21 protein-coding genes are annotated in these 25,737 nt (G+C 73.8%); 15 read left to right on the top strand and 6 right to left on the bottom strand.

Features of this window, described 5'->3' with window-relative positions:
- Positions 1–70: 70 nt before the first annotated feature.
- From lpdA to ACLWS4_RS04600, 3 genes are all read left to right on the top strand, one after another.
- Entirely contained in the window at positions 71–1,477 is a 1,407-nt protein-coding gene (gene lpdA, locus ACLWS4_RS04610; protein ID WP_107086631.1) for a dihydrolipoyl dehydrogenase, read from the top strand.
- Positions 1,478–1,557: 80 nt separating this feature from the next.
- Positions 1,558–3,342 (top strand): 2-oxoglutarate dehydrogenase, E2 component, dihydrolipoamide succinyltransferase, encoded by a 1,785-nt coding sequence (gene sucB, locus ACLWS4_RS04605; protein WP_416873426.1) that lies wholly within the window; start codon positions 1,558–1,560, stop codon positions 3,340–3,342.
- A 157-nt stretch (positions 3,343–3,499) separates the two neighbouring features.
- Complete coding sequence (locus ACLWS4_RS04600) at positions 3,500–4,015, top strand: DUF4240 domain-containing protein (RefSeq protein ID WP_049658975.1); 516 nt, start codon at positions 3,500–3,502, stop codon at positions 4,013–4,015.
- A 41-nt stretch (positions 4,016–4,056) separates the two neighbouring features.
- On the opposite strand, the gene ACLWS4_RS04595 is transcribed toward ACLWS4_RS04600, so the two are convergent.
- Positions 4,057–5,208, bottom strand: a complete 1,152-nt coding sequence (locus ACLWS4_RS04595) for a DUF2510 domain-containing protein (RefSeq protein ID WP_416873425.1) — start codon at positions 5,206–5,208, stop codon at positions 4,057–4,059.
- 151 nt (positions 5,209–5,359) lie between these two features.
- Positions 5,360–5,866, bottom strand: coding sequence for a GNAT family N-acetyltransferase (locus ACLWS4_RS04590; RefSeq protein WP_049658978.1), 507 nt, complete (start codon positions 5,864–5,866; stop codon positions 5,360–5,362).
- Positions 5,867–5,942: 76 nt separating this feature from the next.
- Between ACLWS4_RS04590 and ACLWS4_RS04585 the strand changes: the two genes are divergently transcribed.
- The 3 genes from ACLWS4_RS04585 (at position 5,943) to ACLWS4_RS04575 (ending at position 10,116) form a co-directional block, all read left to right on the top strand.
- Positions 5,943–6,848, top strand: coding sequence for a TIGR01777 family oxidoreductase (locus ACLWS4_RS04585; protein WP_416873424.1), 906 nt, complete (start codon positions 5,943–5,945; stop codon positions 6,846–6,848).
- A gap of 515 nt (positions 6,849–7,363) precedes the next feature.
- Positions 7,364–8,695 carry an FAD-dependent oxidoreductase gene (locus tag ACLWS4_RS04580; protein ID WP_380737822.1) on the top strand — a complete coding sequence of 444 codons (1,332 nt, stop codon included), beginning with the start codon at positions 7,364–7,366 and terminating at the stop codon, positions 8,693–8,695.
- Between the two features lie 194 nt (positions 8,696–8,889).
- Positions 8,890–10,116, top strand: coding sequence for a cation:proton antiporter (locus ACLWS4_RS04575; RefSeq protein ID WP_416873423.1), 1,227 nt, complete (start codon positions 8,890–8,892; stop codon positions 10,114–10,116).
- A 71-nt stretch (positions 10,117–10,187) separates the two neighbouring features.
- Here ACLWS4_RS04575 and ACLWS4_RS04570 read toward each other — a convergent pair whose 3' ends face one another.
- Complete coding sequence (locus ACLWS4_RS04570) at positions 10,188–12,110, bottom strand: regulator (protein WP_388043694.1); 1,923 nt, start codon at positions 12,108–12,110, stop codon at positions 10,188–10,190.
- A 368-nt stretch (positions 12,111–12,478) separates the two neighbouring features.
- Here ACLWS4_RS04570 and ACLWS4_RS04565 point away from each other — a divergent pair, with 368 nt between their 5' ends.
- The 7 genes from ACLWS4_RS04565 to ACLWS4_RS04535 all read left to right on the top strand — a co-directional run bounded on the left by ACLWS4_RS04565 (position 12,479) and on the right by ACLWS4_RS04535 (position 20,231).
- Positions 12,479–13,240, top strand: a complete 762-nt coding sequence (locus ACLWS4_RS04565; RefSeq protein WP_049659106.1) for a 3-hydroxybutyrate dehydrogenase — start codon at positions 12,479–12,481, stop codon at positions 13,238–13,240.
- A gap of 153 nt (positions 13,241–13,393) precedes the next feature.
- On the top strand, positions 13,394–14,773 hold the full coding sequence (locus tag ACLWS4_RS04560) for an MFS transporter (protein WP_416873422.1): 1,380 nt from the start codon (positions 13,394–13,396) through the stop codon (positions 14,771–14,773).
- Positions 14,774–14,840: 67 nt separating this feature from the next.
- Positions 14,841–16,784, top strand: a complete 1,944-nt coding sequence (locus ACLWS4_RS04555) for a helix-turn-helix domain-containing protein (protein ID WP_416873421.1) — start codon at positions 14,841–14,843, stop codon at positions 16,782–16,784.
- Positions 16,785–16,943: 159 nt separating this feature from the next.
- Positions 16,944–17,714 carry a lipoyl(octanoyl) transferase LipB gene (lipB, locus tag ACLWS4_RS04550; RefSeq protein WP_416873550.1) on the top strand — a complete coding sequence of 257 codons (771 nt, stop codon included), beginning with the start codon at positions 16,944–16,946 and terminating at the stop codon, positions 17,712–17,714.
- 238 nt (positions 17,715–17,952) lie between these two features.
- Positions 17,953–18,906 (top strand): lipoyl synthase, encoded by a 954-nt coding sequence (gene lipA / locus ACLWS4_RS04545; RefSeq protein WP_049656812.1) that lies wholly within the window; start codon positions 17,953–17,955, stop codon positions 18,904–18,906.
- 292 nt (positions 18,907–19,198) lie between these two features.
- Positions 19,199–19,432 (top strand): hypothetical protein, encoded by a 234-nt coding sequence (locus ACLWS4_RS04540; protein ID WP_074000875.1) that lies wholly within the window; start codon positions 19,199–19,201, stop codon positions 19,430–19,432.
- Positions 19,433–19,541: 109 nt separating this feature from the next.
- Positions 19,542–20,231, top strand: a complete 690-nt coding sequence (locus ACLWS4_RS04535) for a DUF4191 domain-containing protein (RefSeq protein WP_049656816.1) — start codon at positions 19,542–19,544, stop codon at positions 20,229–20,231.
- Positions 20,232–20,333: 102 nt separating this feature from the next.
- Here the strand turns inward: ACLWS4_RS04535 and ACLWS4_RS04530 are convergent, their stop codons facing one another.
- Positions 20,334–20,801, bottom strand: a complete 468-nt coding sequence (locus ACLWS4_RS04530; protein ID WP_074000874.1) for an RDD family protein — start codon at positions 20,799–20,801, stop codon at positions 20,334–20,336.
- A gap of 275 nt (positions 20,802–21,076) precedes the next feature.
- On the opposite strand from ACLWS4_RS04530, the gene glnA reads away from it, so the two are divergent.
- Positions 21,077–22,489 (top strand): type I glutamate--ammonia ligase, encoded by a 1,413-nt coding sequence (glnA, locus tag ACLWS4_RS04525; RefSeq protein ID WP_049656821.1) that lies wholly within the window; start codon positions 21,077–21,079, stop codon positions 22,487–22,489.
- A 122-nt stretch (positions 22,490–22,611) separates the two neighbouring features.
- The gene (locus ACLWS4_RS04520) at positions 22,612–23,235 is read left to right on the top strand and encodes an exonuclease (RefSeq protein ID WP_416873420.1); all 624 of its coding nucleotides are present in this window, start codon (positions 22,612–22,614) and stop codon (positions 23,233–23,235) included.
- Here the strand turns inward: ACLWS4_RS04520 and ACLWS4_RS04515 are convergent.
- On the bottom strand, positions 23,216–24,313 hold the full coding sequence (locus tag ACLWS4_RS04515; protein WP_159028402.1) for a PP2C family protein-serine/threonine phosphatase: 1,098 nt from the start codon (positions 24,311–24,313) through the stop codon (positions 23,216–23,218). The genes ACLWS4_RS04520 and ACLWS4_RS04515 overlap by 20 nt on opposite strands.
- Before the next feature lie 158 nt (positions 24,314–24,471).
- On the bottom strand, positions 24,472–25,689 hold the full coding sequence (locus ACLWS4_RS04510; RefSeq protein ID WP_416873419.1) for a cytochrome P450: 1,218 nt from the start codon (positions 25,687–25,689) through the stop codon (positions 24,472–24,474).
- Positions 25,690–25,737: the final 48 nt, after the last annotated feature.

Raw genomic sequence — 25,737 nt, 5'->3', positions numbered from 1 at the left:
TCCGGCACGACTGGGCGCCCCACAAAGGCTTCCGACCCACCGGACCGCGACCGGCCCGGCGACCCACCCCATGCATGGAGGACGTGACGTGGCGAACGACGCCAGCACCGTTTTCGACGTAGTCATTCTCGGAGGCGGAAGCGGCGGTTACGCCGCGGCGCTCCGCGCCGCTCAGCTGGGCCTGAGTGTTGCCCTGGTCGAGAAGGGTGAGCTGGGCGGCACCTGCCTGCACCGCGGCTGCATCCCGACCAAGGCGCTGCTGCACGCCGCGGAGATCGCGGACGAGACGAAGGAGGCCGCCGAGTTCGGCGTCCTGGCCACCTTCCAGGGCATCGACATCAACGGCGTCCACAAGTACAAGGACGACGTGATCGCCGGCCTGTACAAGGGCCTCCAGGGCCTGGTGGCCTCCCGCAAGGTCACCTTCATCCAGGGCGAGGGCAAGCTCTCCTCGCAGACCTCGGTGGACGTCAACGGCCAGCGCATCGAAGGCCGCCACATCGTCCTGGCCACCGGCTCCGTGCCGCGCTCGATCCCGGGCCTGGAGATCGACGGCAACCGCGTGATCTCCTCGGACCACGCCCTCAAGCTCGACCGCATCCCGAAGTCGGTCGTCATCCTCGGCGGCGGCGTGATCGGCGTCGAGTTCGCCTCGGTCTGGAAGTCCTTCGGCGTCGAGGTCACCATCGTCGAGGCGCTGCCGCACCTCGTCCCGCTGGAGGACGAGAACTCCTCCAAGCTGCTGGAGCGCGCGTTCCGCAAGCGCGGCATCAAGTTCGAGCTGAAGGCCCGCTTCTCGGGCGTGGAGTACACCGAGACCGGTGTCCGCGTCTCCACCGAGAACGGCAAGCAGATCGACGCCGACCTGCTGCTCGTCGCCATCGGCCGCGGCCCCGTCTCGGCCGGCCTCGGCTACGAGGAGAACGGCGTCGCGATGGACCGCGGCTACGTCCTCGTCGACGAGTACATGCGCACCAACGTGCCCACCATCTCCGCCGTCGGCGACCTCGCCCCGACCCTCCAGCTGGCCCACGTCGGCTTCGCCGAGGGCATCCTGGTCGCCGAGCGCCTGGCCGGCCTCAAGCCGGTGCCGATCGACTACGACGGCGTTCCGCGGGTGACCTACTCCAACCCCGAGGTGGCCTCCGTCGGCATCTCCGAGGCCAAGGCCGTCGAGCTGTACGGCAAGGACAAGGTCGTCACCCTGAAGTACAACCTGGCCGGCAACGGCAAGAGCAAGATCCTGAAGACCGCCGGCGAGATCAAGCTCGTCCAGGTCAAGGACGGCGCCGTGGTCGGCGTCCACATGGTCGGCGCCCGCATGGGCGAGCAGGTCGGTGAAGCCCAGCTGATCTACAACTGGGAGGCGCTCCCGGCCGAGGTCGCGCAGCTCATCCACGCGCACCCGACCCAGTCCGAGGCCCTGGGCGAGGCGCACCTGGCGCTGGCCGGCAAGCCGCTGCACGCGCACGACTGATCACGCCCCACCCCCTTTCCCGGTACTTCCCGTACGCAAGTACTTCCCGTACGCAAGACTTGATAGGAGTCGCTGAAACCATGGCGGTCTCAGTAACACTGCCCGCGCTGGGCGAGAGCGTTTCCGAGGGCACCGTCACCCGCTGGCTGAAGGCCGAGGGTGAGCGTGTCGAGGTCGACGAGCCGCTGCTGGAGGTGTCGACCGACAAGGTCGACACCGAGATCCCGGCCCCGGCCTCCGGCATCCTGGCCTCGATCAAGGTCGCCGAGGACGAGACCGTCGAGGTGGGCGCCGAGCTGGCGATCATCGACGACGGCTCGGGCGCCCCGGTCGCCGCCGCGGCTCCGGCCGTCGAGGCCGCGCCGGCCCCGGTCGCCGCCCCGGCTCCGGTCGCTGCCCCGGCTCCGGTCGCCGCTCCGGCCCCCGTTGCCGCCCCGGCTCCGGTCGCCGCTCCGGCCGCCGACGCCACCCCGGTGCTGCTGCCCGCGCTGGGCGAGTCGGTCACCGAGGGCACCGTCACCCGCTGGCTGAAGGCCGAGGGCGACACCGTCGAGGTCGACGAGCCGCTGCTGGAGGTGTCGACCGACAAGGTCGACACCGAGATCCCGTCGCCGGTCGCCGGCACCGTGGTGAAGATCCTGGTCGCCGAGGACGAGACCGCCGAGGTCGGCGCCCAGCTCGCGCTGATCGGTGCCGCCGGTGCCGTCGCCGCCGCCCCGGCTCCGGTCGCCGCTCCGGCTCCGGTTGCCGCTCCGGCCCCGGCCCCGGTTGCCGCTCCGGCTCCCGTTGCCGCCCCGGCTCCGGTCGCTGCCCCGGCCCCCGTCGCTCCGGCCGCTCCGGTCGCCGCCCCGGCTCCGGTTGCCGCCCCCGCCCCGGTTGCCGCTCCGGCCCCCGTTGCCGCCCCGGCTCCGGTCGCCCCGGCCGCCCCGGTGGCCGACAGCGGTGACGCCTACGTCACCCCGCTGGTGCGCAAGCTCGCCGCCGAGCACGGCGTCGCGCTGTCCTCCGTCGCCGGCACCGGCGTCGGCGGCCGCATCCGCAAGCAGGACGTCATCGCCGCCGCGGAGGCCGCCAAGGCCGCTCCGGCCCCGGTCGCCGCTGCCGCCCCGGCCGCCGCGCCGAAGGCCGCCGCCGCGCCGTCCGCCCTGCGCGGTCAGACCGTCAAGATGACCCGCATGCGCAAGGTCATCGGCGACAACATGCTGAAGGCGCTGCACGAGCAGGCCCAGCTGACCAGCGTGGTCGAGGTGGACGTCACCAAGATCATGTCGCTGCGCGCCAAGGCGAAGGAGGGCTTCCTGGCCCGCGAGGGCGTCAAGCTCTCCCCGATGCCGTTCTTCGTCAAGGCCGCCGCCCAGGCGCTGAAGGTCCACGCGGTCGTCAACGCCCGGATCAACGACGCCGAGGGCACGGTCACCTACTTCGACACCGAGAACATCGGTATCGCGGTGGACTCCGAGAAGGGCCTGATGACCCCGGTCATCAAGGGCGCGGGCGACCTCAACATCGCCGGCATCTCGAAGAAGACCGCCGAGCTGGCCAGCAAGGTCCGCGACAGCAAGATCACCCCGGACGAGCTGTCCGGCGCCACCTTCACCATCAGCAACACCGGCTCGCGCGGTGCGCTGTTCGACACCGTGATCGTGCCGCCGAACCAGGTCGCCATCCTGGGCATCGGCGCCACCGTCAAGCGCCCGGTCGTCATCGAGGCCGACGGCGGCACCGCCATCGGCATCCGCGACATGACCTACCTGTCGCTCTCCTACGACCACCGCCTGGTGGACGGCGCCGACGCCGCCCGCTACCTGGTCGCGGTCAAGGAGATCCTGGAGGCCGGCGAGTTCGAGGTCGAGCTCGGCCTCTGACCCCACCGGGTCCCCGCGGCACCCCGCGTACGGAACCCCGCGTCGTCCCCGGACGGCGCGGGGTTCCGCCGTTCCCGGCCCCCGGGCACACCGGGCACGGGCCCGTGTCGAGTCGTGGCATGCGCGGAGGCGGCCGAACGGGGATGCTTGAGCGGTGATGGACGAGACGGACTTCTGGCAGATCATCGACGACACCCGGGACGCCGCCGACGGCGACCCCGACGAACAGGCCGACCTCCTGGTGGAACGGCTCCTCCAGCTGACCCCGGACGACGTGATCGACTTCGCCCGGCTGTTCCAGGCGCGGTTCCGGCGCGCCTACCGCAACGACCTGTGGGGCGCGGCCTACCTGCTGCTCGACGGCGCCTCGGACGACTCCTTCGACTACTTCCGCTTCTGGCTGATCGGCCAGGGCCGCGAGGTCTTCGAGGGCGGACTGGCCGAACCGGACGACCTGGCGGACCTGTTGCCGGAGTTCGACGAGGAGGAGGACGGCGACGCCGAGGACCTCGGCTACGCCGCCGACGAGGCGTACGAGCGGCTGACCGGGCTGCCGCTGCCCGAGGTGGGCGGGCGGCAGGCCGAGCAGCCGTCCGGGCCGGCGCTGGACTTCGACGACCCGGACGTGATGGCCAAGCGCTACCCCAAGCTCTGGGAGCGGTACGGGGATTAGGGCGGACCGGACGGGCCGGCGGACCGGCCCTCGCGGTTTCGTCAGGTGCTGCTGCCGGAGGAGCTGTCCTGCTGGATGCCGTTGAGGATCTGGTCCAGCGCCGAGAAGTCCGGCGCGGCCGGGCTGTCGTCCACGCCGCCCTCCATGACCACGTAGCCGCCGCCCTTGGCCGGGAGGGCGGCCAGCAGGACGTAGCCCTGGGTGCCGTCCGTGGTGCGGATGTGCCAGCGGGTGGCGTAGCCGAGCACCCCGGCCACCCTGACGTACCCGGATCCCGCGTCGGTGTGCGAGCTGACCCCGGAGAAGATCTGCCCGGCGTAGACGGGGATCTGGGCGTCGGCGGCCGCCTTGGGGGTGGTGCCCTGGACGGTGTCCTTCTCGACCGAGAACTGGCCGCGGATACAGGAGCTGCCGTCCGGGCAGCTGTAGCGGCCGGTGCCGAGGTAGACCGTCGAGTGCGGCGGGTCGGTGGACACGTCCCAGCCGTCGAAGACCGGCACGGTGATCGCGTGCTGCGGGTCGGGGACGGTGCTCTTGACCACCGGCAGGGGCTTGGGCTTGGGGGTGGGCGTGGGCACGGTGGGGCTGGGGCTCGACGTGGGGCTGCCGCTCTGGGTCACGGTGACCGTGGGGTCCGGGGTCGGGTCCGCCCTCCGGTCGCCGCCGCCGCTGAACGCGATCCCGGCGACGATCCCGCCCACGGCCAGCACGGCGACCGCGATGCCGATGACCAGGCCGGTCTGCGGCCTGGCCTTGGCCGTCGGGGGCGGCGGGTAGCCCGGGCCCGGGTAGCCGTAGCCGGGGCCCTGGCCGGGGTAGGCGCCCTGGGCCGGGTAGCCGCCCTGGGCCTGGCCCTGGGCCTGGCCCTGGGCCTGATAGGCGTCCTGACCCGGGTAGCCGTGGGGCGGGAGCTGGTGGGCGTCCTGGCCCGGGTAGCCGTAGGCCGGGGCCTGGTGGGCGTCCTGGCCCGGGTGGCCGTAGGGCGCCGCCGGGCCGCCGGGGTAGCCGTAGCCGGGCCGCTGGTCGGACGGCGGCCGGGTCTGGGTGGGGGCGTCGGCGAGCCCGCCCGCGACGCCGTCCTGGAGCGGTCGGACCTCGCTGCTCCAGGCGTTGCCGTCCCACCAGCGCTCGTGACCGGGGGTGCCGTCCGCACCCGGGACCGGGTACCACCCGGGAGGCGTCGAGTTGCTCACGGGCGTACGGTACCCGGCGCGGCGGCGGTCCAGACAGCGCGGAACCGTCACGACTCGGCACCAGCCCGGAACGCCGAACATCCGCTCGCGGCAAGCCTGTTCGGATCTTCGGCGCGGGCCCGGGCGGGCTCGGCGGGGTGCCGTCCGGGGCTCAGTCGGCCAGGCGGCGGGCCATCCAGACGTCGTCCACGTACCGGCCGTCGATGAGGAACTCCTCGGCCAGCGAGCCCTCGACGACGAAGCCGCAGCTCTCGTAGAGCCGACGGGCCGGGGCGTTCCAGCCGAGCACCCGCAGGGTCAGCTTGCGGGCGCCTTCGGCCCGGGCCGCCGCGCAGGCCGCCTCGACCAGCCGGCGGCCGATGCCCCGGCCGCGGACGGTGTCGTCGACGGCCAGGCCCTGGATTTGCCGGACGTGCCGGTTGCTCGCCAGCGGGGTGGCCGGGACCTGACGGACGTAGCCGACGATCCGGCCGTCCAGCACGGCCAGCAGGTACTGCTCGGCCGGGTGCCGCTCGTCGAAGACCGGGTCCTCGACGGGCGGTCGCGGGGAGACGTCGGACAGGACGGACCAGGCGGCGTGGTTGAGGACGGCGAGTTCGCGCTCGTCCTCGCTCCGCGCCGTACGGATGATCAGATCGTCGTCAGGCATGCGCGTCATGCTAACGGGACGCATGCGAAGGTGACGGGCGGTCGGGAACACCGCGGGAGCGGGCGGGAGCTGCGAGGATGGGCGCATGCGCATCGCTGTCACGGGTTCCACGGGTTTGATCGGTTCGGCGCTCGTCCGCTCCCTGCTGGCGGACGGCCACGAGGTGGTCCGGCTGGTCCGGCACCGCTCCAAGACCGGCCCCCGGCCGGACGGCAGCACGGCGATCGGCTGGAACCCGCTGCTCGGCGAGGTCGAGCGGGACGGGCTGACCGGGGTCCAGGCCGTGGTGCACCTGGCCGGCGCCGGGGTCGGCGACCGCCGCTGGACGGACTCCTACAAGCGGGAGATCCGGGAGAGCCGGGCGTACGGCACCGAGACGCTGGCCGTCGCCCTGGCCGCGCTCAAGGCGCCGCCGCAGGTCCTGGTGAGCGCCTCCGCGGTCGGCTGGTACGGACAGACCGGCGACCGGGTGATCGACGAGGACTCCCCCGCCGGGGACGACTTCCTGGCCGAGGTCTGCCGGGAGTGGGAGGACGCCGCCAGGCCGGCCGAACGGGCCGGGATCCGGGTCGTCCACCCCCGCACCGGGATGGTGCTGTCCGCGGCCGGCGGGGCGGGCGGACGGCTCTTCCCGCTCTTCAAGCTGGGCCTCGGCGGGCGGCTCGGCAACGGGCGGCAGTACTGGAGCTTCATCTCGCTGCACGACGAGGTGGCCGCGCTGCGGTTCCTGATCGACCACGACGGCCTCTCCGGCGCCTTCAACCTCACCGCGCCGAACCCGGCGACCAACGCCGAGCTGACCACCGCGCTCGGGCGGGCGCTGCGGCGGCCGACGCCGTTCCCGGTGCCGGAGGCGGTGCTCAAGGCGGTGCTGGGCGAGCTGGCGGTCGAGGTGGTCGGCAGCCACCGGGTGGTGCCGCGGCGGCTGCTGGACGCGGGCTTCCGCTTCACCCACCCGGACGTGTACTCGGCGGTGCTCGCGGCGATGTGACGGGCCGGCGTGCGTGTGGCGGTGCTCGCGGCGATGTGACCGGTGGGCGTGCGCGCGGGGGCGCGACGCCTGGGCGTGCGCGCGGCGGTGTGACGGATGGGTGTGCGCGCGGGCATGTGACGCGTGGGCGTGCGCGCGGGCATGTGACGCGTGGGTGTGCGCGCGGGGCGTGCGGAGCCGTGCGTACTCCGACCGCGGCATCCACCCTGGCCAGCGGCATATGCCGGGCCGGGCCCGAGGGGGCCCGAGGAGGGGGCGCACGGGAGCACATGGTGGGCGCGTCGCACGCCCCCGGTGACCGTACGCGCCCGCCGACCCCCGAACCCGGCCGCCACGGCGCACTGTCCGTGACCGCGCCCCCGCCCGGTGCCGCACAACCCTCCCCGGCCCTCGGATCCGGCCCGATGCGCTTGTCTGATGCTCGTACTGACTGGGCATCACCCTCCACGGACCGTGTCCCGGCACCCCGCTGCCTGCGTCGGCCGGAGCCCCGGGACCAGGGAGGGAGCACCCCAGTGCCCACGTACGACTTCACCCGCCGCGCCCGCCGGCCGTCCGACCCGGACGTCGTCGTGGTCGGCGCCGGACTCGCGGGCCTGGCCGCCGCCCGCGCGCTCACCGGCCACGGCCTCGACGTCCAGGTCCTGGAGACCACCGACCGGATCGGCGGCCGGATGGCCACCCGCGAGCAGGACGGATTCCGGCTCGACGACGGCAGTCACCTGCTGAACACCGCCTTCCCCGAGCTGCGCCGCACGCTCGACCTCGACCGCCTCGACCTGCGCCCGCTCGCGCCCGGCGTGCTGGTGCACAGCGCCGGCCGCCGGTACCGCGCCGGGGACCCCCAGCTCGCCGTCGCCCGGCAGGCCGCCGCCCGGGCCCCGCTCGGCAGCCCGCTGGACAAGGCCCGGCTGGCCGGCCGGCTCGGCCGGCTCGCCACCACCCCGGTCGGCCGGCTCCAGGCCCGCCCGGAGACCACCGCCGCCCGCGCACTGGCTGGCCACGGCCTCGCCCAGCGCACCGTGGACGGCTTCCTGCGCCCGCTGCTCAGCGCGCTGCTCTCCGATCCGGCCCTCGGCACCAGCAGCCGGATCGCCGACCTGGTGCTGCGCTCGTACGCGCGCGGGCGGCTCTGTCTGCCCGCCGGCGGGATCGCGGCGGTACCGGCCCAGCTGGCCGCCGCTCTGCCCGCCGGAACCGTCCGCACCCGGGTGCAGGTCACCTCGATCGCCGCGGACGGCGTCGAGACCCTCGCGCACGGACGGATCGGCGCCCAGGCCGTCATCGTCGCCACCGACGCCCGCTCCGCCGCCGGACTGCTGCCCGGGCTGCGGCTGCCGGACTTCCACCCCGTCACGACCTTCTACCACGCGGCCGACACCGCCCCGCTGGGCGAGGCCGTCCTGCTGCTCGACGGCGACCGGCCGAACGGGCACCCGCCACTGGTCTCGCACTCGCTGGTGCTCAGCGAGCTGCACCCGTCCTACGCCCCGGCCGGCCAGGCGCTGATCGCCACCACCGTGCTCGGGCGGCGCGCCTTCGACGTGGGCGGCCCGGCCGGGCTGGAGCCGGCCGTCCGGGCCCGGCTGACCGAGCTGTACGACGTCCCGACCTCGGGCTGGCAGTTCCTCGGCGTACGGCACGTCCCGGACGCGCTGCCCGCGATGCCGCCGCCGCACAACCCCCGCCGCCCGGTGCGGCTGCTGGCCGGGCTGTACGTCGCCGGGGACCACCGGGACACCAGCACCGTGCAGGGCGCGCTGGTCTCCGGGCGGCGGGCGGCGCAGGCGGTCCTGGGCGACCTCGGCGTCCCGGCGGACGCCCGGGAGGCGGAGGCGGCGGCCTGACGGCGGCACGGGTGGCCGTCGGGGCGGTCCGAGCGGCGGGGCGGCAGGGGCGGCCGTTGCCACCACCGGAGCGCATCGGGGCACCGGGACACACCAGCGGTCTGCCGGGGTGACAGACCGACGGCGTGCCAGGATGCCGGGGTGCCTGCTCTGACCGTTCATCGGATGGTTTCGACCGTTCGGCCGGTTGCGCGGTGAGCGCCGCCGCCCAGCCGCTGACCCTGATCCTGATCCCCGCCGCAGCCGTGGCCGCCCCGCTGCTCGCCGACCGGCTGCTGCGGTGGATCGCCGTCCCGACCGTCGTGTTCGAGATCGTGCTCGGCGTCCTGATCGGCCCGGACGTCCTGGGCTGGGCGCACGTCGACGGCCTGGTCGACGCGCTCTCCCAGTTCGGCCTGGCCATGCTGATGTTCCTGGCCGGCTACGAGATCGACTTCGCCAAGCTGCGCGGCGGCCCGCTGAAACGGGCGGGCACCGCGTGGCTGGTCTCGGTGGCCGTCGGGCTCGGCGTGGGCGCGCTGGTCAACCGGGACCCGCTGGACGGCGCCTTCGCCGGGCTGGTGCTCACCACCACGGCGCTCGGCACCATCCTGCCCATCCTCCGCGACTCCGGTGAACTGCCCACGCCCTTCGGCTCCCTGGTGATGGCCACCGGGGCGGTCGGCGAGTTCGGGCCGATCATCGCGATCGCCGCCCTGCTCAGCGGCAACTCCCCGGCCCGCACGGCGGTCATCCTCGGGGCCTTCGCGGTGATCACCGTGCTCGCCGTGTTCGGCGCGCGCCGGCCCCGCCCGGCCTGGACCACCCGGCTGATCGAACGGACCCTGCACACCTCCGGGCAGTTCGCGATCCGCGCGGTGATCCTGGTGCTGGCCGCCATGGTCGCCGCCGCGCTCTGGCTGGACCTCGACATGCTGCTCGGGGCCTTCGTCGCCGGGATCGTCTCCCGGCTGCTGCTGGCCGGCGTCCGGCAGGCCGAGGAGGAGGTGATCGAGGCCAAGCTGGAGGGCATCGGCTTCGGCTTCCTGGTGCCGGTGTTCTTCGTGGTCAGCGGGATGAACTTCGACCTGGACGCCCTGCTGGACGACCCGGGCACGCTGCTGCTGGTCCCGGTGTTCCTGCTGCTCTTCCTGGCCGTGCGGGGGCTGCCCGCCGCGCTGCTCGCCCCGGCCGGGCTCGGCCTGCGCGACCGCGCGGCGCTCGCGCTGTACGGGGCGACGGCGCTGCCGCTGGTCGTGGTGATCACCACCATCGAGGTGGACGCCGGGCACCTGCCGTCCTCCACCGCGGCGGCGCTGGTCGGCGCCGGGATGCTGTCGGTGCTGGTGTTCCCGCTGGCGGCGCAGCGGGTGCGCGGCGGCGCGCGGCCGCCGGTGGCGGCCGACGCGGATCAGCCGAGGGTCCGGGCCGAGAGCTGGTAGGCCCGGGCCTCCGTACGCCGGGTGCGTGAGGCCCGTCCCCACGCACTCCGTCGGTCAGTTCACCTCCGCGCTCAGATCACTCCCGCCTGCCGGGCCGTCTCCTCGAAGGCGCGGGCCACCGGGCTGCCGCGGTAGGGGGTGAGGCGGCGGTGGAAGTCCCGGACGTACTCCAGCGAGCGGGCCGAGCGCATCTCCCCCGCCGCCCGCAGCGCGTCGGTGGCCATGGTGCACGCCTCGTCGAGGTCCCCCATGCCGAGCCGGGCGGTGGCCAGCACCAGGCGGCAGAAGATCCGGCTGCGGGCGTAGGCGGGCGAGCGCAGCCGCAGCGACTTCTCGGCGTGCTGCGCGGCCGTCCGCCACTGCTGGAGGTCGCGGTAGCAGTGGGCGAACTCGTCGGAGAGCTGGGCCTCGTCGAAGTACCGCGCCCAGGAGGGCAGTTCGTCGCCCGTCCGGGCCGCCGCCAGGGCGCGCTCGGCGCGCACCAGGGCGGTGGTGCAGGACCGGACGTCGCCCAGCAGGCCGTGCCCGCGCGCCTCGGCGGCGTGCATCAGCGACTGGACGACCGGCGGCACGGCGGTGCCCACGCCCTGCTGGGCGACCCTGGCGAGCTGGACCGCCTCCCGGCCGTGGCCGAGGTGGACGGCCTGCTGGCTCATCGTCACCAGCACGTAGCCGCCGAGCGCGCGGTCCCCGGCGGCCTGGGAGAGGCGCAGCGCCTGGACGAAGTAGCGCTGGGCGAGGCCGTGCGCGGCGATGTCGAAGGACGTCCAGCCGGCCAGCCTGGTGAGGTCGGCGACGGCGCCGAACAGGGCCCGGCCGATCTGCTCGCCGTAGCGGCCGCGCAGCATCGGCTCGGCCTCGCTCTCCAGGTAGCGGACCAGCGCCTGGCGGGCGTGGCCGCCGCCGTAGGCGTGGTCGAGCGCGCGGAAGAGGTCGCCGACGGCGCGGATGGCGGCGATGTCGCCGCGGCCGACCCGCAGGGTGGGGCGGGACTCGCGGGCCGGGTCGGTGTACGGCGGCTCGACGGCGACCGGCGGCCGGCGGCTCTGGATCGGCACCCGGCCGATGGTGGGGGCGGTGCCGGTCGTCCCGGCGGTACTGCGCGCGGTGGGGGCCCCGGGGACGCCGGGGGCCGGGCCGCGCAACGGGCTCCCGGGGGACGCGCCGGGCGCACCCGGCACCGGGGCGCCGGTGATGGCCGCGGAGGTGGCGCTGCCGGAAGGTGGACCGGTGGCGGTGTCCGGCCGGGCCAGGGTGGAGCCGTCCCGGGCGACCCGCTCGTCGGTGCGGCCGATCAGCCAGTCCCGGCTGGGGACGACCAGGCCGGCCGGGGTGAAGGCGATCCGGCGCAGCTCGGACTGCGGGCCGTTGTCCTTGCGCCACATGCTCGCCACGATGTCCACCGCCTCCTGCGGCGTCTCGGCGAACTCCAGGCCCGCGTAGACCGGGGCGCAGGCGTCCAGGCCGAGGTCCTGGGCGGTGAGGCGACGGCCGAGCCGACGGGTGAAGACCTCGGCGATCAGCGCCGGGGTGGCCCCGCGCGGCTGCTGGCCGCGCAGCCAGCGGGTGACCGAGGTCTTGTCGTAGCGCAGGTCGAGGCCGTGCTCCAGGCCGAGCTGGTCGACCCGGCGGGCCAGGCCCGCGTGCGAGAAGCCGGCCTCCTCGATCAGCGCCGCGAGCTGGCCGTTCTGCGGGGCCGGGCCGGAGTGGCCGGCGCCGCGGGCCGGGGCGGGCGCGACGGGGTTCTCGTGCCGGTCGGGTGTGGCCTGCACCGGCAGCCGCAGGTCGTCGGCGTCCGGGGCGTCGGCGGTCAACGTGTCGGTGGTCGACGCGTCGGCGGTCATGGCGTCGGCCGTCAGCGTGTCGGCGGTCATGGCGTCGGCGGTCAGGGCGTCGGGGGCGTCCGGAAGGGTCCGGCCGACCGGACCTCGGTGCTGGCCGAGCGGGTCGAGCGGTCCGTACGCCGGGCTGTCGGTTGCAGGCCGTTGGGGCATGTCTGTCAACACCTCTCGGACGTCGCACCGGGCCTCACCAGCACTTCGGCGGCCTGGGGCGGCGCCCCCTGTCGGGAATCGGCGTGAATGTAGCGAGCATTCGGGCGCTATGGGTGGATCTGACCGAGCAATCCACCGAACGGGTGAAGCAACCGCGCCCATTGTGGGGAAGCGGAGCCGGGAGGGGTTTGGTCTTCCGTAGCCGAACCGTCGGTGGTTCCGGGGGCCTCCCCGAGGACCTCTCCGAGGGTCGATCCGCCGTTCGGGCCGCGGGTCGCCGTCATGGCGGACGACGCCACAACCTGGCGGGATGCTGTGGCGGTCCGCCACATGGGAGCGGGGCCGCCGGATTCCTACCGTTCTGGGCCATGGACACCTCTACTGCCCGCCCGCTCGCCGGGCGCACGGCCATGGTCACCGGGGCCGCCTCGGGCATCGGCCGGGCCTGCGCCGAGGCCTTCGCCGGGGCCGGCGCCCGGGTCTACGTCGTCGACCTCGCGGCCGGCCCGGCCGAGGAGCTCGCCGAGCGGATCGGCGGCCGCGCGATCGTCACCGACCTCGCCGACCCCGGGGCCGTGGACGCCCTCCCGGACGACGCCGACATCGTCGTCAACAACGCGGGCCTCCAGCACGTCGCCCCCGTGCACGAGTTCCCGCCCGACCGCTTCACCCTCATCCAGCGCGTCATGGTCGAGGCCCCCTTCCGCATCCTGCGCCGCACCCTGCCGCACATGTACGAGCAGGGGTGGGGCCGGGTCGTCAACATCTCCTCCGTCCACGGCCTGCGCGCCAGCGCGTTCAAGTCCGCGTACGTCACCGCGAAGCACGCGCTGGAGGGCCTGAGCAAGACCGTCGCCCTGGAGGGCGCGCCGTACGGCGTCACCAGCAACTGCGTCAACCCGGGCTACGTCCGGACCCCCCTGGTGGAGAAGCAGATCGCCGCCCAGGCACTCGCCCACGGCATCCCCGAGGACGAGGTGGTCGAGCGGATCATGCTCGACCGCACCGCCGTGAAGCGCCTCATCGAACCCGACGAGGTCGCCCAGCTCGCCCTCTGGCTCTGCTCCCCCGCCTCCTCCTACATCACCGGCGCCAGCCTCCCCGTCGACGGCGGCTGGACGGCGCACTGAGCGGCGGGCGCTCCGTGGTCCGGCCATCCCTCTCATAGGGAGAGCGGGCACATTCGACCCCGGGACTGTGTGGGCCGCCCACATAGTCCCGGGGTCGGCCGCTTCCTACCTTGTGGCGACATCGTCTCCCCCCTGGTTCTGGAAGTGGTGGCCATGAGCACCTCCGCACGAGGTACGGCGGCGAGCAGTTCACTCCCGAGAGTGGTGGCTGCGAGCCTGATCGGCACGACGATCGAGTGGTACGACTACTTCCTGTACGGAACGGCGGCGGCCCTGGTGTTCGGGAAGCTGTTCTTCCCGCACAGCGATCCGCTGACCGGGACGCTGCTGTCCTTCCTGACCTACGCGATCGGCTTCGCGGCGCGGCCGCTCGGGGCGCTGGTGTTCGGGCACTTCGGGGACCGGGTGGGGCGGAAGAAACTGCTGGTGGTGAGCCTGCTGCTGATGGGCGGGTCGACCACGGCGATCGGGCTGCTGCCGACCTACGACTCGATCGGGGTCGCGGCGCCGGTGCTGCTGACGGTGCTGCGGCTGGTGCAGGGCTTCGCGCTCGGCGGCGAGTGGGGCGGCGCGGTGCTGCTGGTGTCGGAGCACGGGGACCAGCGGCGGCGGGGCTTCTGGGCGTCCTGGCCGCAGGGCGGGGCGCCGGCCGGGAACCTGCTGGCGGCCGGGGTGCTGTCGCTGATGACGGCGGTGCAGTCGGACGCGGCGTTCCTGGCCTGGGGCTGGCGGGTGCCGTTCCTGCTGTCGGCGGTGCTGGTCGCGGTCGGGATGTGGATCCGGCTCGCGGTGGACGAGTCGCCGCTGTTCAAGCAGGCGCTGGCGGCGCAGCAGTCCCGGAGGGCTCCCGAACGGCCGCCGCTGGTCGAGGTGTTGCGGAACCACTGGCGGGAGGTGCTGGTGGCCATGGGCGCGCGGATGGCGGAGAACATCTCCTATTACGTGATGACGACGTTCGTGCTCGTGTACGCCGTCAACCACGCCCACTTCTCCAAGCAGACCGCGCTGAACGCCGTGCTGATCGCCTCCGCGATCCAGTTCGCGCTGATCCCGCTGTTCGGCGCGCTGTCCGACCGGGTCGGGCGCAGGCCGGTCTACCTGGTGGGCGCGGTCGGGGTGGGCGCCTGGGCCTTCGTCTTCTTCGGCCTGGTCGACACGAGGTCCTTCGGCTCGCTGCTCGCCGCCGTGACCGTCGGACTGCTCTTCCACAGCGCCATGTACGCGCCCCAGGCCGCCTTCTTCTCCGAGCTGTTCGCGACCCGAATGCGGTACTCGGGCGCCTCGATCGGGGCCCAGTTCTCCTCCGTGGCGGCCGGCGCCCCGGCGCCGCTGATCGCCACCGCACTGCTCAAGGACTACGGCAGCGCCACCCCCATCGCGGTGTACGTCGCCATCGCGGCGGCGGTCACCGTCCTGGCGGTGCTCTGCGGCCGGGAGACCAGGGGCCTGGACCTCGCGGAGGTCGAGGGGCAGGCCGGCCAGGACGGCCCGGAGCCGGACGCCGCCGCGGCCGGAAGGCCCGCCGTCGTCTGAGGGCCGAGCCGGTACGATCGCGCTTTCTCGGAACCGACGGAACCGACGCCGATTGGCAGCACGCACCATGAACCACCCTCAGGAAAGCGCCGCGCCCGCGCTGCGGCGACTGCTCGACCTGCTCGCCTCCGGCGCCGCCACCGAGGACTTCGCCGACGTGCTGGCCGACGCCCGCCGCCGCGGGGCGCCGGCCGCCGTCCTCGCCGAGATCGACGACGCCACCTGGCAGGCCCTGCGGGTCCACCGCACCCTGCGTCAACACCGGCGCCGCGAAGCCGAGTTGACCGCCCTGTTCGACACCGCCGGGGACCTCGCCGCCTCCCGGGACCTGGACACCGTGCTCCAGGCGATCGTCCGCCGGGCCCGGATGCTGCTCGGCACCGACACCGCCTACCTGACCCTGCCGGACGAGGCCGCCGGCGACACCTACATGCGGGTCACCGACGGCTCGGTCTCCGTCCTGTTCCAGACCCTGCGGCTCAGCCTCGGCCACGGCCTGGGCGGGCTGGTCGCCCAGACCGCCCGCCCGTACGCCACCCCCGACTACCGCACCGACGAGCGCTTCCACCACACCGGCACGATCGACGCGGGCGTGCTGGACGAGGGCCTGGTGGCGATCATCGGGGTGCCGCTGCTGCTCGGCGGGCAGGTCATCGGCGTCCTGTTCGCCGCCGACCGCTCGCCGCGCGCCTTCTCCCCCGACGAGGTCGCGCTGCTCTGCTCGCTGGCCGCGCACGCCGCGATCGCCCTGGACACCGCCAAGTCGCTGGCCGACACCCGGGCCGCGCTCGCCGAGCTGAACGCCGCCAACGAGCTGGTCCGGGCCCACTCCGCCGCTGTCCAGCGCGCCGAGCAGGCCCACGACCGGCTCACCGACCTGGTGCTGCGCGGCGCCGAGGTACCGGACGTCGCCGCCGCCGTCGCCGCCCTGCTGGGCGGGGAGATAGCGGTCCTGGACGCCGAGGGCGAGCCGCTGGCCGGACGCTCCGCCCCCGCCGCCGAACTCGCCGAGGCGGTCGCCGCCTCCCGCGCCGAGGGCCGGTCCGTACGCCACCGCGAGCAGTGGGTCTGCGCGGTGCTGGCCGGGCACGACGCGCTCGGCACCATGGTGCTGCGCGGCCGCCCCGACCTCGACGACGCCGACCGGCGACTGTTCGAGCGGGCCAGCGTGGTCACCGCCCTGCTCCTGCTGCTGCGCCGCTCGGTCGCCGAGACCGAGAACCGGATCCGCGGCGACCTGCTCACCGACCTGCTGACCGCCCCCGAGCGCGACCCGGCCGGGCTCACCGCCCGCGGCCGCCGGCTCGGCGTCGACCTCGCCCGGCCGCACCTGGTGCTGGTCGCGGAGCCGGCCGACGGGAAGACCGACGAGCGCGGACGGCTGGCCGGCGCGGCCCGGCGCTACCTGTTCGGCTCCCGGGGCGTCAGCGCCGAGCACGCCGAGACGGTGGTGCTGCTGACGCCCGTCGAGAGCGGCAGCGGCGGCAGCGGCGGCAGCGGCGGCGCGGTCGGCGCCGGCGATCCCGAGGAGACCGCCCGGCAGGCCGCCGAACGGCTGGCCCGGCTGGCCGGGTTCCCGGTCACCGTCGGCGCGGGCCGCCCGGCCGCCGGGCCGTCCGCGCTGGCCGCCTCCTACGGCGAGGGCCTGCGCTGCCTCCGGGCCCTGCGGGTGCTCGGCCGGGCCGGGGAGGGCGCCTCCGCCCGGGCGCTCGGCTTCCTCGGCGTGCTGCTCGGCGACGGCCACGACGTGGACGGCTTCGTCGGCGCGACGCTCGGCCCGCTGCTGGCCTACGACGCCCGGCGCGGCACCGAGCTGGTCCGCACCCTGCGCGCCTACTTCGACTGCGGCGGCAGCCTGACCAGGGCCAAGGACGAGCTGCACGTCCACGTGAACACCGTGGTCCAGCGGCTGGACCGGGTCGAGGCGCTGCTCGGGCGGGACTGGAACCAGCCGGAGCGGTCGCTGGAGCTCCAGCTCGCGCTGCGGCTGCAGCTGCTCGCGGGGGGCTGAGCGGGGGCGGGGCGGCTGGGCGGGGCGGCTGCTCACGCCGGGGCCGCTGCCCGCAGGCGGCTGAAGGGGTTCGGACGGGCTGGGCGTACAGTGGCGAGGTTGGTCTCGAACGCCTGGCAAGGAGCGGCAGCGGTGAGCGAGAACGTGCGTTTTGTTCGCATGGGCATAGGTGAGCGGACCGTGCCCTACCAGGAGGCCTGGGAGGAGCAGCAGCGGCTGCACACGCTGCGGGTCGCGGACGAGATCCCCGACACCGTCCTGCTCCTGGAGCACCAGTCGGTGTACACCATGGGCAAGCGCACCAACCCCGCCGACCTGCCGCTGGACGGCACCCCGGTGGTCGAGGTCAACCGCGGCGGGGAGATCACCTGGCACGGCCCCGGCCAGCTGGTCGGCTACCCGATCGTCAAGCTGCCCGACCCGATCGACGTCATCGCCTACGTCCGCCGGCTGGAGGAGGCGCTGATCCGCACCGCCGGCGAGTTCGGCATCGACTCCACCCGGGTCGAGGGCCGCAGCGGGGTCTGGGTGCTGGGCGAGTCCATCCCGGACGCCGTGGTGGACCCGGCGCAGGTCGTGGACATCGGCAAGCTGACCCTGCGGATGGGCCTGCCGCTCGGCATCGACCCGCGCCTGGCCGGCCCCGAGTACGCGCCCTCCAACGCCGGCCAGCGCGGGGACGACCGCAAGCTCGCCGCGATCGGCGTGCGGGTCGCCCGCGGGGTCACCATGCACGGCTTCGCGCTCAACTGCGACCCGGACATGACCTGGTTCGACAAGATCGTGCCGTGCGGCATCCGGGACGCGGGCGTCGCCTCGCTCACCGGCGAGCTGCGGCGCGGGCTGTCCGCCGCCGAGGCGGCACCGGTGGTCGAGCGGCACCTGGCGGCCGTCCTCGCCGAGCTGCCGGAGCCGGCGCTCAGCCGCTGAGCCCCGCCGCCCGGCTCCGGCGCACCGCCGGACACCCAACCTGATGTGCCCTGACGGCCGTCCGCCCCGGCAGCCGTCCGCCCCGCTGTCCTGACGGCCGTCGGAAATCCCGGCGACCGCTGGGAATCTACCGACCGGTAGCCATGTTGCCCTGCGATTGCAGGGCAACAGGCCCGACGAAGGCCGTACAACCACAGGCGTACCCTGGGGGTACCCCGTCTAGTTCTAGGAGTCGCACGTGTCCGCTGTCGCGCCCGACGGCAGGAAGCTGCTCCGCCTGGAGGTCCGCAACAGCGAGACCCCCATCGAGCGGAAGCCCGAGTGGATCAAGACCCGCGCGAAGATGGGCCCGGAGTACAACGCCCTCCAGTCGCTGGTGAAGAAGGAGGGGCTGCACACGGTCTGCCAGGAGGCCGGCTGCCCCAACATCTTCGAGTGCTGGGAGGACCGCGAGGCGACCTTCCTCATCGGCGGTGACCAGTGCACCCGCCGCTGCGACTTCTGTCAGATCGACACCGGCAAGCCCGCCGAGTTCGACCGCGACGAGCCGCGCCGGGTCGCCGAGTCCATCGTCACCATGGACCTCAACTACGCCACCATCACCGGCGTCGCCCGCGACGACCTGGAGGACGGCGGCGCCTGGCTGTACGCCGAGACCGTGCGCCAGGTGCACGCGATGACCGCCGACCGCGCGGCCGGCCGCACCGGCGTCGAGCTGCTCATCCCCGACTTCAACGCGGTGCCCGAGCAGCTGGCCGAGGTCTTCTCCTCCCGCCCCGAGGTGCTCGCGCACAACGTCGAGACGGTGCCGCGGATCTTCAAGCGGATCCGCCCGGCCTTCCGCTACGAGCGCTCGCTGGACGTCATCACCCAGGCCCGCGCGGCCGGGCTGGTGACCAAGTCCAACCTGATCCTCGGCATGGGCGAGACCCGCGAGGAGGTCAGCCAGGCGCTGGCCGACCTGGTCGGCGCCGGCTGCGAGCTGATCACCATCACCCAGTACCTGCGCCCCTCGCTGCGCCACCACCCGGTGGAGCGTTGGGTGAAGCCGCAGGAGTTCGTCGAGCTCCAGCAGGAGGCCGAGGAGCTGGGCTTCGCGGGCGTCATGTCGGGCCCGCTGGTGCGGTCCTCGTACCGGGCCGGCCGGCTGTACCGGCAGGCGCTGGAGCGGCGCGAGCAGGCCGCGGTCTGACGGTCTCCTGACCGGAACGGTCCGATCGGGCCGGTCGGACCGTTCGGTCCGGCCGTGCTGTTCAAGCCAGGGAAAGGGCGGAGCTTCGGCTCCGCCCTTTCGGTTTCACCACGCTTTGACGGCCTGGTCACGGGCTGGTAACACGGGGTGGGGACGCTGGACGCCTGGTGAGCGTTCGATTCTTCTCGGCCACCTCGGCCACCACGGCCGGCTCGGTCACCACGGCCACCACGGCCGTCTCACCCGGCTCGGCCGGCTCGGCCCCCATCAGCCCGGAGAGGAGCTGTTCGGCATGCGGATGCGGATCCGATCGGTCGGAGTGGCACTGCGGTACGCCGAGAGCGTCCTGCTGGCCCCCGGCCAACAGCACGCGCGCCGCAACGCGTGGGCGGCGGTGTGCGAGAACCGCCGGTACGCGGCGGACCGCCGGCACGACGACGCGGAGGCCGCCCGGACCACGCCGCAGCCCCTCTCCACGCCCCCGGGCCGTCCCGCGCCACGGACCCGTTCCACGCCACGGAAGTGAGCCCCCGGCGTCGCTGTGCGCGACGGTGCACCGGCGCACGGGTCACGGTTGGGGCGAACGGGTACCCGGGCTTGGATATCCCGTACCCGTGCCACGTACCATGAGCGTTATGGCGAGGGAAACATCCGAGAACCCCGGACGGCTGAAGCAGATCCGTCTGGCGTACACCATGACCAAGAAGGTCGACACCAAGATCGGCCTGATCATCGCCGGCGTCGGCCTGCTGACCTTCGGCGTGTTCCTCGCCATCGGCTTCGCGATCGAGCATCCCGTCTACCTGGGCATCCTGGGCTTCATCGTGGCCGTGCTGGCCATGGCGATCGTCTTCGGGCGCCGGGCCGAGCGCGCCGCGTTCGGGCAGATGGAGGGGCAGCCGGGCGCCGTCGCGGCGGTGCTGAACAACATCCGGCGCGGCTGGAGCTCCAACAGCACCCCGGTCGCGGTCACCCGTAGCCAGGACGCGGTCTACCGCGCCGTGGGCCGGGCCGGCATCGCGCTGATCGGCGAGGGCAACCCGAACCGGGTCCGCCAGCTGCTGGCCTCCGAGAAGAAGAAGATGGCCCGTGTGGTCGGCGACGTGCCGGTGCACGACATCGTGGTGGGCAACGGCGAGGGCGAGATCCCGCTGAAGAAGCTCCAGATCCACCTGATGCGCCTGCCCCGCGCCATCACCGCCGCCCAGGTCACCGAGACCAACGACCGCCTGCGCGCGCTGGGCGACCTGCTCTCCAAGGCGCCGATCCCCAAGGGTCCGATGCCGAAGGGCGCCCGGATGCCCAAGGGCGGCCAGGCCCGCTGACCCCTCCCCCGCCCCTCACGACACGAGAACGGCCCCGCTGAATCCTCAGCGGGGCCGTTTCGGCGTCGTCCGGCATCTGCTGCCGGGCTTGTCCGGACCGTGCTAGATCCGGACCTCGACCGTGCCGACCGCCTTGTCGTGCAGGCCGCGGGTGTCGCGGTCCCAGACCAGCGGCGGCACCACCAGGCAGAGCAGCAGGGTGCGCAGCAGGACCTGCGGGATGGTCGCGCGGCGGCCGTCCAGCCGGACCACCCGGAGGCCGAACAGCCGCTTGCCGACCGTCGTGCCGGTGGTGGACAGCATCAGGGCCGCGACGAGGAAGTACAGCGGGCTGGTCCACAGGTTGGCCTCGGCCTGGTCGCCGCGGGCGATCAGCCCGTACGAGATCAGGGCGACGAGCCAGCCGTCCACGAACAGCGCGCCGATCCGGCGGCCGGGGCCAGCGATCGAGCCGGGGCCCTCCTTGGGCAGCCCGAGGCGCTCGCCGCGGTGGCCGAAGTCGGCGCCCATCTTCTCGGCGGCCGCCCGGGGGCCGTCGATCCACGATCCCAACGCTTCTCTGGTGTCCACGAATCCACACTAACCGGGCTGACGGGTCGCACCGCCACCGGCTCCCCTCCGGCCGGGGCATCACCCCCGACCGGGTGAATCGTCATCCCGGCGCCTTTCCAAATGGTCCAGACCACTTGCGGAAGGGTGCGCAGCTGGGCGGGGCGATTTGTACCGTCCCGTACATCTTTGCCGCCCGCGAGGCGACCGTGGTTAACATCTAGGAAACGAGCGGGTCACCGGCTGGAAACGACCCATTCCTATGGTGAGCCCAATTCGCACGCCGAGGAGGATGGATGTTCAACAACGCCGCCGAAGTGAAGCAGTACATCCAGGACAACGACGTGAAGTTCGTCGACGTCCGGTTCTGCGACCTGCCGGGCGTCTTGCAGCACTTCTCCGTACCTGCGGCGACCTTCGACCCGTCCGAGATCCTGATGTTCGACGGCTCGTCGATCCGCGGCTTCCAGGCCATCCACGAGTCCGACATGGCCCTGGTGCCGGACCTCGCCACCGCCCGCCTCGACCCCTTCCGGGCCGAGAAGCACCTCAACATCAACTTCTTCATCCAGGACCCGGTCACCGGCGAGGCCTACAGCCGCGACCCGCGCAACGTCGCCAGGAAGGCCGAGGCCTACCTGGCCTCCTCCGGCATCGCCGACACCGCGTACTTCGGGCCCGAGGCCGAGTTCTACGTCTTCGACTCGGTCCGCTTCGAGACCAGCGCCAACGCGTCCTTCTACCACATCGACTCGGAGGCCGGCGCCTGGAACAGCGGCGCCGCCGAGGGCGACGTGCGCGGCTACAAGGTCAAGTACAAGGGCGGCTACTTCCCCGTGCCGCCGGTCGACCACTTCGCCGACCTGCGCGCCGAGATGTCGCTGGAGCTCGCCAAGGCCGGACTGGAGGTCGAGCGCCAGCACCACGAGGTCGGCACCGCCGGCCAGGCCGAGATCAACTACAAGTTCAACACCCTGCTGCACGCCGCCGACGACCTGATGCTGTTCAAGTACATCATCAAGAACGTCGCCTGGCGGAACGGCAAGACCGCCACCTTCATGCCGAAGCCGATCTTCGGCGACAACGGCTCCGGCATGCACGTCCACCAGTCCCTGTGGACCGAGGGCTCGCCGCTCTTCTACGACGAGCAGGGCTACGCCGGACTCTCCGACACCGCCCGCTACTACATCGGCGGCCTGCTGCGGCACGCCCCCTCGCTGCTGGCCTTCACCAACCCCTCGGTGAACTCCTACCACCGCCTGGTGCCGGGCTTCGAGGCACCGGTCAACCTGGTCTACTCGCAGCGCAACCGCTCCGCCGCGATCCGCATCCCGATCACCGGCTCCAACGCCAAGGCCAAGCGCATCGAGTTCCGCGCCCCGGACCCGGCCTCCAACCCCTACCTGGCCTTCGCCGCCATGCTGATGGCCGGCCTCGACGGCATCCGCAACAAGATCGAGCCGCTGGAGCCCGTCGACAAGGACCTCTACGAGCTGGCCCCCGAGGAGCACGCCAACGTCCCCCAGGTCCCCTCCTCCCTCCCCGCCGTCCTGGAGGCCCTCGAAGCCGACCACGAGTACCTCCTCGCCGGCAACGTCTTCACCCCGGACCTCATCGAGACCTGGATCGACTACAAGCGCACCAACGAGATCGCCCCGATCGCCCTCCGCCCCCACCCCCACGAGTTCGAGCTCTACTACGACCTGTAGGACCCTCGTCGGCCCTCGGGTGCGGAACAGGGACCGGTGCCGGGCGGCGCCGGTCCCTTTCGGTTGTGAGGGGGCGGCCGGTGGGTGGGAAACGGGGTTGCGGGGGTGGGTTGGATGGGGGGATGGGACGCAGGGTGAAGGTGACGCCGACGGTGTACGTGTCGGTGGACGTGGAGGCGGACGGGCCGATCCCGGGGCCGTACTCGATGGTGAGCTTCGGGGCGGTGGTGGCCGGGTGGCACGACGGGGAGGGGTTCCGGCGGGCGGGGGCGGGCGGGGCGGCGTTCTACCGGGAGCTGCGGCCGATCAGCGCGGAGTACGTCCCGGAGGCGCTGGCGGTGTCGGGGCTGGAGCGGGCGGCGCTGGAGGCGGACGGGGCCGATCCGGCGGCGGCGATGCGGGAGTTCGGCCGCTGGGTGGAGGGGGTGTGGGGCGGGCCGGGCGGGCAGCGGTACCGGCCGGTGATGGTGGGCTACCCCGCCGTGTACGACTGGCAGTTCCTCTACTGGTACCTGGTGCGGTTCACCGGCTCCAGCCCGTTCGGGCACTCCGGCTGCCTGGACCTGAAGACGCTGTACGCGGCGCGGGCCGGGGTGCCGTTCGCCGGGATCGGGAAGCGGTCGATGCCGCCGGGGCTGCTGCCGGACCTGCCCCATACGCACCACGCGCTGGACGACGCCCGGGAGCAGGCGGAGCTGTTCGCGAACCTCTGGGAGTGGGACGGGGCTACGGGGTGTCCGGGGTGAGGGCGAGGACGGCGAGGTCGTCGGCGAGGAGGCCGGCGTAGCGGTGGACGTCCTGGGCCAGGAAGGAGACCACGCGGTCGGGGGCGGTGGTGCCGAGGGCGGCGAGGCGGGGGGCCAGCGGATAGAAGGCGCCGGTGGTGTCGCGGGCCTCGCTGACGCCGTCGGTGTAGAGCAGGACGGTGTGGCCCGGGGGCAGCGCGACGGCGATCGCCTTGCTGCGCTCGTCGGCGGGGCCGAGGTGGCCGAGGCCGAGCGGGAGCTCGTCGGCGCAGGACACCGGGGATATGCCCCCGCCGCCGAGGAGCAGCGGGGTGGTGTGGCCGCGGTTGACGATCTCCACGCAGTCCGAGCCGGGCCGGTACTGGAGCAGGACGGCGGTGGCGAACAGTTCGTCGTCGCCGCGGTCGGCGGCGTCGCGCAGCACCGCGCGGTCCAGCTGGTCGGCGAGGTCGACCAGCCCGGGGGTGTCGTACGCGGCCGCCCGGAACGCGCCGAGGACGTCGGCGACGGTGCGGACCGCGGCCAGGCCCTTGCCCCGGACGTCGCCGAGCAGCACCCGCACGCCGAAGCGGGTGTCGCACACCTCGTACAGGTCGCCGCCGACCAGGACGTCGGCCTGGGCCGGGCGGTAGAGGCCGGCCACCCGCAGCCCGCCGGCCCGCTCGGGCACCGGGCGCAGCACGGTGCGCTGCAGGGTCTCGGCGACCGTACGGGCCTGGAGCAGGTTGCGGTTCTGCCGGGTGCGCTGCCAGGACAGGGCGGTGCCCATGACGCCGGAGAGCAGGGTGGCGATGTAGACCCAGACGTGGTGCTGCTCGTCGACGTGGTCCGCGCGCAGCGCCAGGACGAGCTGGAGGCCCAGGGAGCCGGCCGTGGTGACGGCGGTCAGCACCGGGCCGTAGCTGAACGCGGCCACCACGGGCAGCGCGGTCAGCAGGAAGCCGGCGGCGACGGCGTCCGGGACGACGGCCTCGGCGACCAGGTCCAGCACCAGCAGGAGCACCGGCAGCCAGGGCACCCACCGCGGCGCCTTGGGCTCCAGCGCCGCGGGACGCGGCGGGCGGGGTGCTGTGCGCACGGCGGGACCTCCTGGCAGGCGGCCGCTCCGGGCGATCCGCCCGGATTGGCCGGTTTGGTCCCTCCATGCTCTCCCACGGACGGCCCTGCCACGAATGGCCGAACGTCCCGGCCCCCGGGGCCGGAGGAGCCAAATCCCCGGCCCCCGGGAGCGGAGCGTCAGCGGACGGTCACCGGCAGCGTCTCGTAGCCGCGCAGCACCAGGCGGTCGCGCCGGGTCGGGACGCCGCCCGGGGCGAGCCGGGGGAAGCGGTCGAGCAGGGCGGGCACCGCGACCTCGGCCTCCATCCGGGCCAGCTGGGAGCCCAGGCAGAAGTGGGTGCCGCCGCCGAAGCTGAGCGGCTGGCTGTCGGTGCGGGTCGGGTCGAACACCTCGGGACGCTCGTAGCGGTCCGGGTCGTGGTTGGCCGAGCCGATCAGCAGGGTCAGCCCGCTGCCGGGCGGGATCGGCAGGCCCTCGACGGCCAGGCCCGACTCCAGCGCGACCCGCCCGGTGGCCTGGACCGGGGAGTCGAACCGCAGCACCTCGTCGGTGAACCCGGCCGGGGTGATCGCGCCGCTGCGCAGCCCGGCGGCCGCCTCGGGGTGGCGGAACAGCAGGGCCAGGCCGTTGCCGAGCAGGTTGGTGGTGGTCTCGAAGCCGGCCACCAGCAGCAGCACCAGGTTGGCCAGCAGCTCCCGGGCGGAGAGCCGCTCGTCGTCGGCGGCGGCGATCCGGGCCAGGTCGGTGACCAGGTCGTCCTGCGGGCGGGCCAGGCGCTCGGCGGCCAGCTCGGTGAAGTAGCCGGCCAGCTCGTCGGCGGCCTCGTCGGCGGCGGCCAGCTCGTCCAGGTCCTGGATGATCTCCAGCGCGATGGTCAGGTCGGAGGCGAGGCCGCGGAAGCGGTAGCGGTCCTGCTCGGGGACGCCGAGCAGCTCGCAGATCACCCCGACCGGCAGCCGGAAGGCGAAGGCGTCCATGAAGTCCACCGGCGAACCGTCGGCGCCCTGCTCGGCCATCCCGTCCAGCAGCCGGTCGACCGCCGCCTCCACGGCCGGGCGCAGCGCGGCGACCCGGCGGGCGGTGAACACCGAGGCGATCAGCGAGCGGACCCGCGGCTGGTCGGGGGCGTTGCGCTGGAGGATCGAGCGGCCGAGCAGCGCGAGCGAGGAGTGCACGGCGTACTCGGGGGCCAAGCCGGCCATCATCTCGGCGGTCGCGACGCCGAAGGCGGGCGTGCGCAGCACCTTGTTGACCGCCGCGTAGCCGGTCACCACGAACATGCCGTCCCCGGCCGGGGCCACCGGGCCCAGCTCGCGGGCCCTCGCGTACAGCGGGTACGGATCGGTCCTGACCTCCGTGGTCATCAGCTGTTCGATGATCGCCGCGCCGTCCATCCGGTGCTCCCCTCCCGAGCTCACACTTCCTGACCGGTCAACCACCGG

Source organism: Kitasatospora sp. SC0581 (genome assembly GCF_048159585.1).
Taxonomy (GTDB): domain Bacteria; phylum Actinomycetota; class Actinomycetes; order Streptomycetales; family Streptomycetaceae; genus Kitasatospora.
This window is presented reverse-complemented; position numbering and strand designations above follow the sequence as displayed.

Excerpts from the sequence above, each read along its gene's own strand:
- lpdA (WP_107086631.1), top strand. The coding sequence starts at position 71 with ATGCATGGAGGACGTGACGTGGCGAACGACGCCAGCACCGTTTTCGAC.
- sucB (WP_416873426.1), top strand. The coding sequence starts at position 1,558 with ATGGCGGTCTCAGTAACACTGCCCGCGCTGGGCGAGAGCGTTTCCGAG.
- ACLWS4_RS04600 (WP_049658975.1), top strand. The coding sequence starts at position 3,500 with ATGGACGAGACGGACTTCTGGCAGATCATCGACGACACCCGGGACGCC.
- ACLWS4_RS04590 (WP_049658978.1), bottom strand. The coding sequence starts at position 5,866 with ATGACGCGCATGCCTGACGACGATCTGATCATCCGTACGGCGCGGAGC.
- ACLWS4_RS04585 (WP_416873424.1), top strand. The coding sequence starts at position 5,943 with ATGCGCATCGCTGTCACGGGTTCCACGGGTTTGATCGGTTCGGCGCTC.
- ACLWS4_RS04570 (WP_388043694.1), bottom strand. The coding sequence starts at position 12,110 with ATGCCCCAACGGCCTGCAACCGACAGCCCGGCGTACGGACCGCTCGAC.
- ACLWS4_RS04565 (WP_049659106.1), top strand. The coding sequence starts at position 12,479 with ATGGACACCTCTACTGCCCGCCCGCTCGCCGGGCGCACGGCCATGGTC.
- ACLWS4_RS04560 (WP_416873422.1), top strand. The coding sequence starts at position 13,394 with ATGAGCACCTCCGCACGAGGTACGGCGGCGAGCAGTTCACTCCCGAGA.
- ACLWS4_RS04555 (WP_416873421.1), top strand. The coding sequence starts at position 14,841 with ATGAACCACCCTCAGGAAAGCGCCGCGCCCGCGCTGCGGCGACTGCTC.
- lipB (WP_416873550.1), top strand. The coding sequence starts at position 16,944 with ATGGGCATAGGTGAGCGGACCGTGCCCTACCAGGAGGCCTGGGAGGAG.
- ACLWS4_RS04540 (WP_074000875.1), top strand. The coding sequence starts at position 19,199 with ATGCGGATGCGGATCCGATCGGTCGGAGTGGCACTGCGGTACGCCGAG.
- ACLWS4_RS04535 (WP_049656816.1), top strand. The coding sequence starts at position 19,542 with ATGGCGAGGGAAACATCCGAGAACCCCGGACGGCTGAAGCAGATCCGT.
- glnA (WP_049656821.1), top strand. The coding sequence starts at position 21,077 with ATGTTCAACAACGCCGCCGAAGTGAAGCAGTACATCCAGGACAACGAC.
- ACLWS4_RS04520 (WP_416873420.1), top strand. The coding sequence starts at position 22,612 with ATGGGACGCAGGGTGAAGGTGACGCCGACGGTGTACGTGTCGGTGGAC.
- ACLWS4_RS04510 (WP_416873419.1), bottom strand. The coding sequence starts at position 25,689 with ATGGACGGCGCGGCGATCATCGAACAGCTGATGACCACGGAGGTCAGG.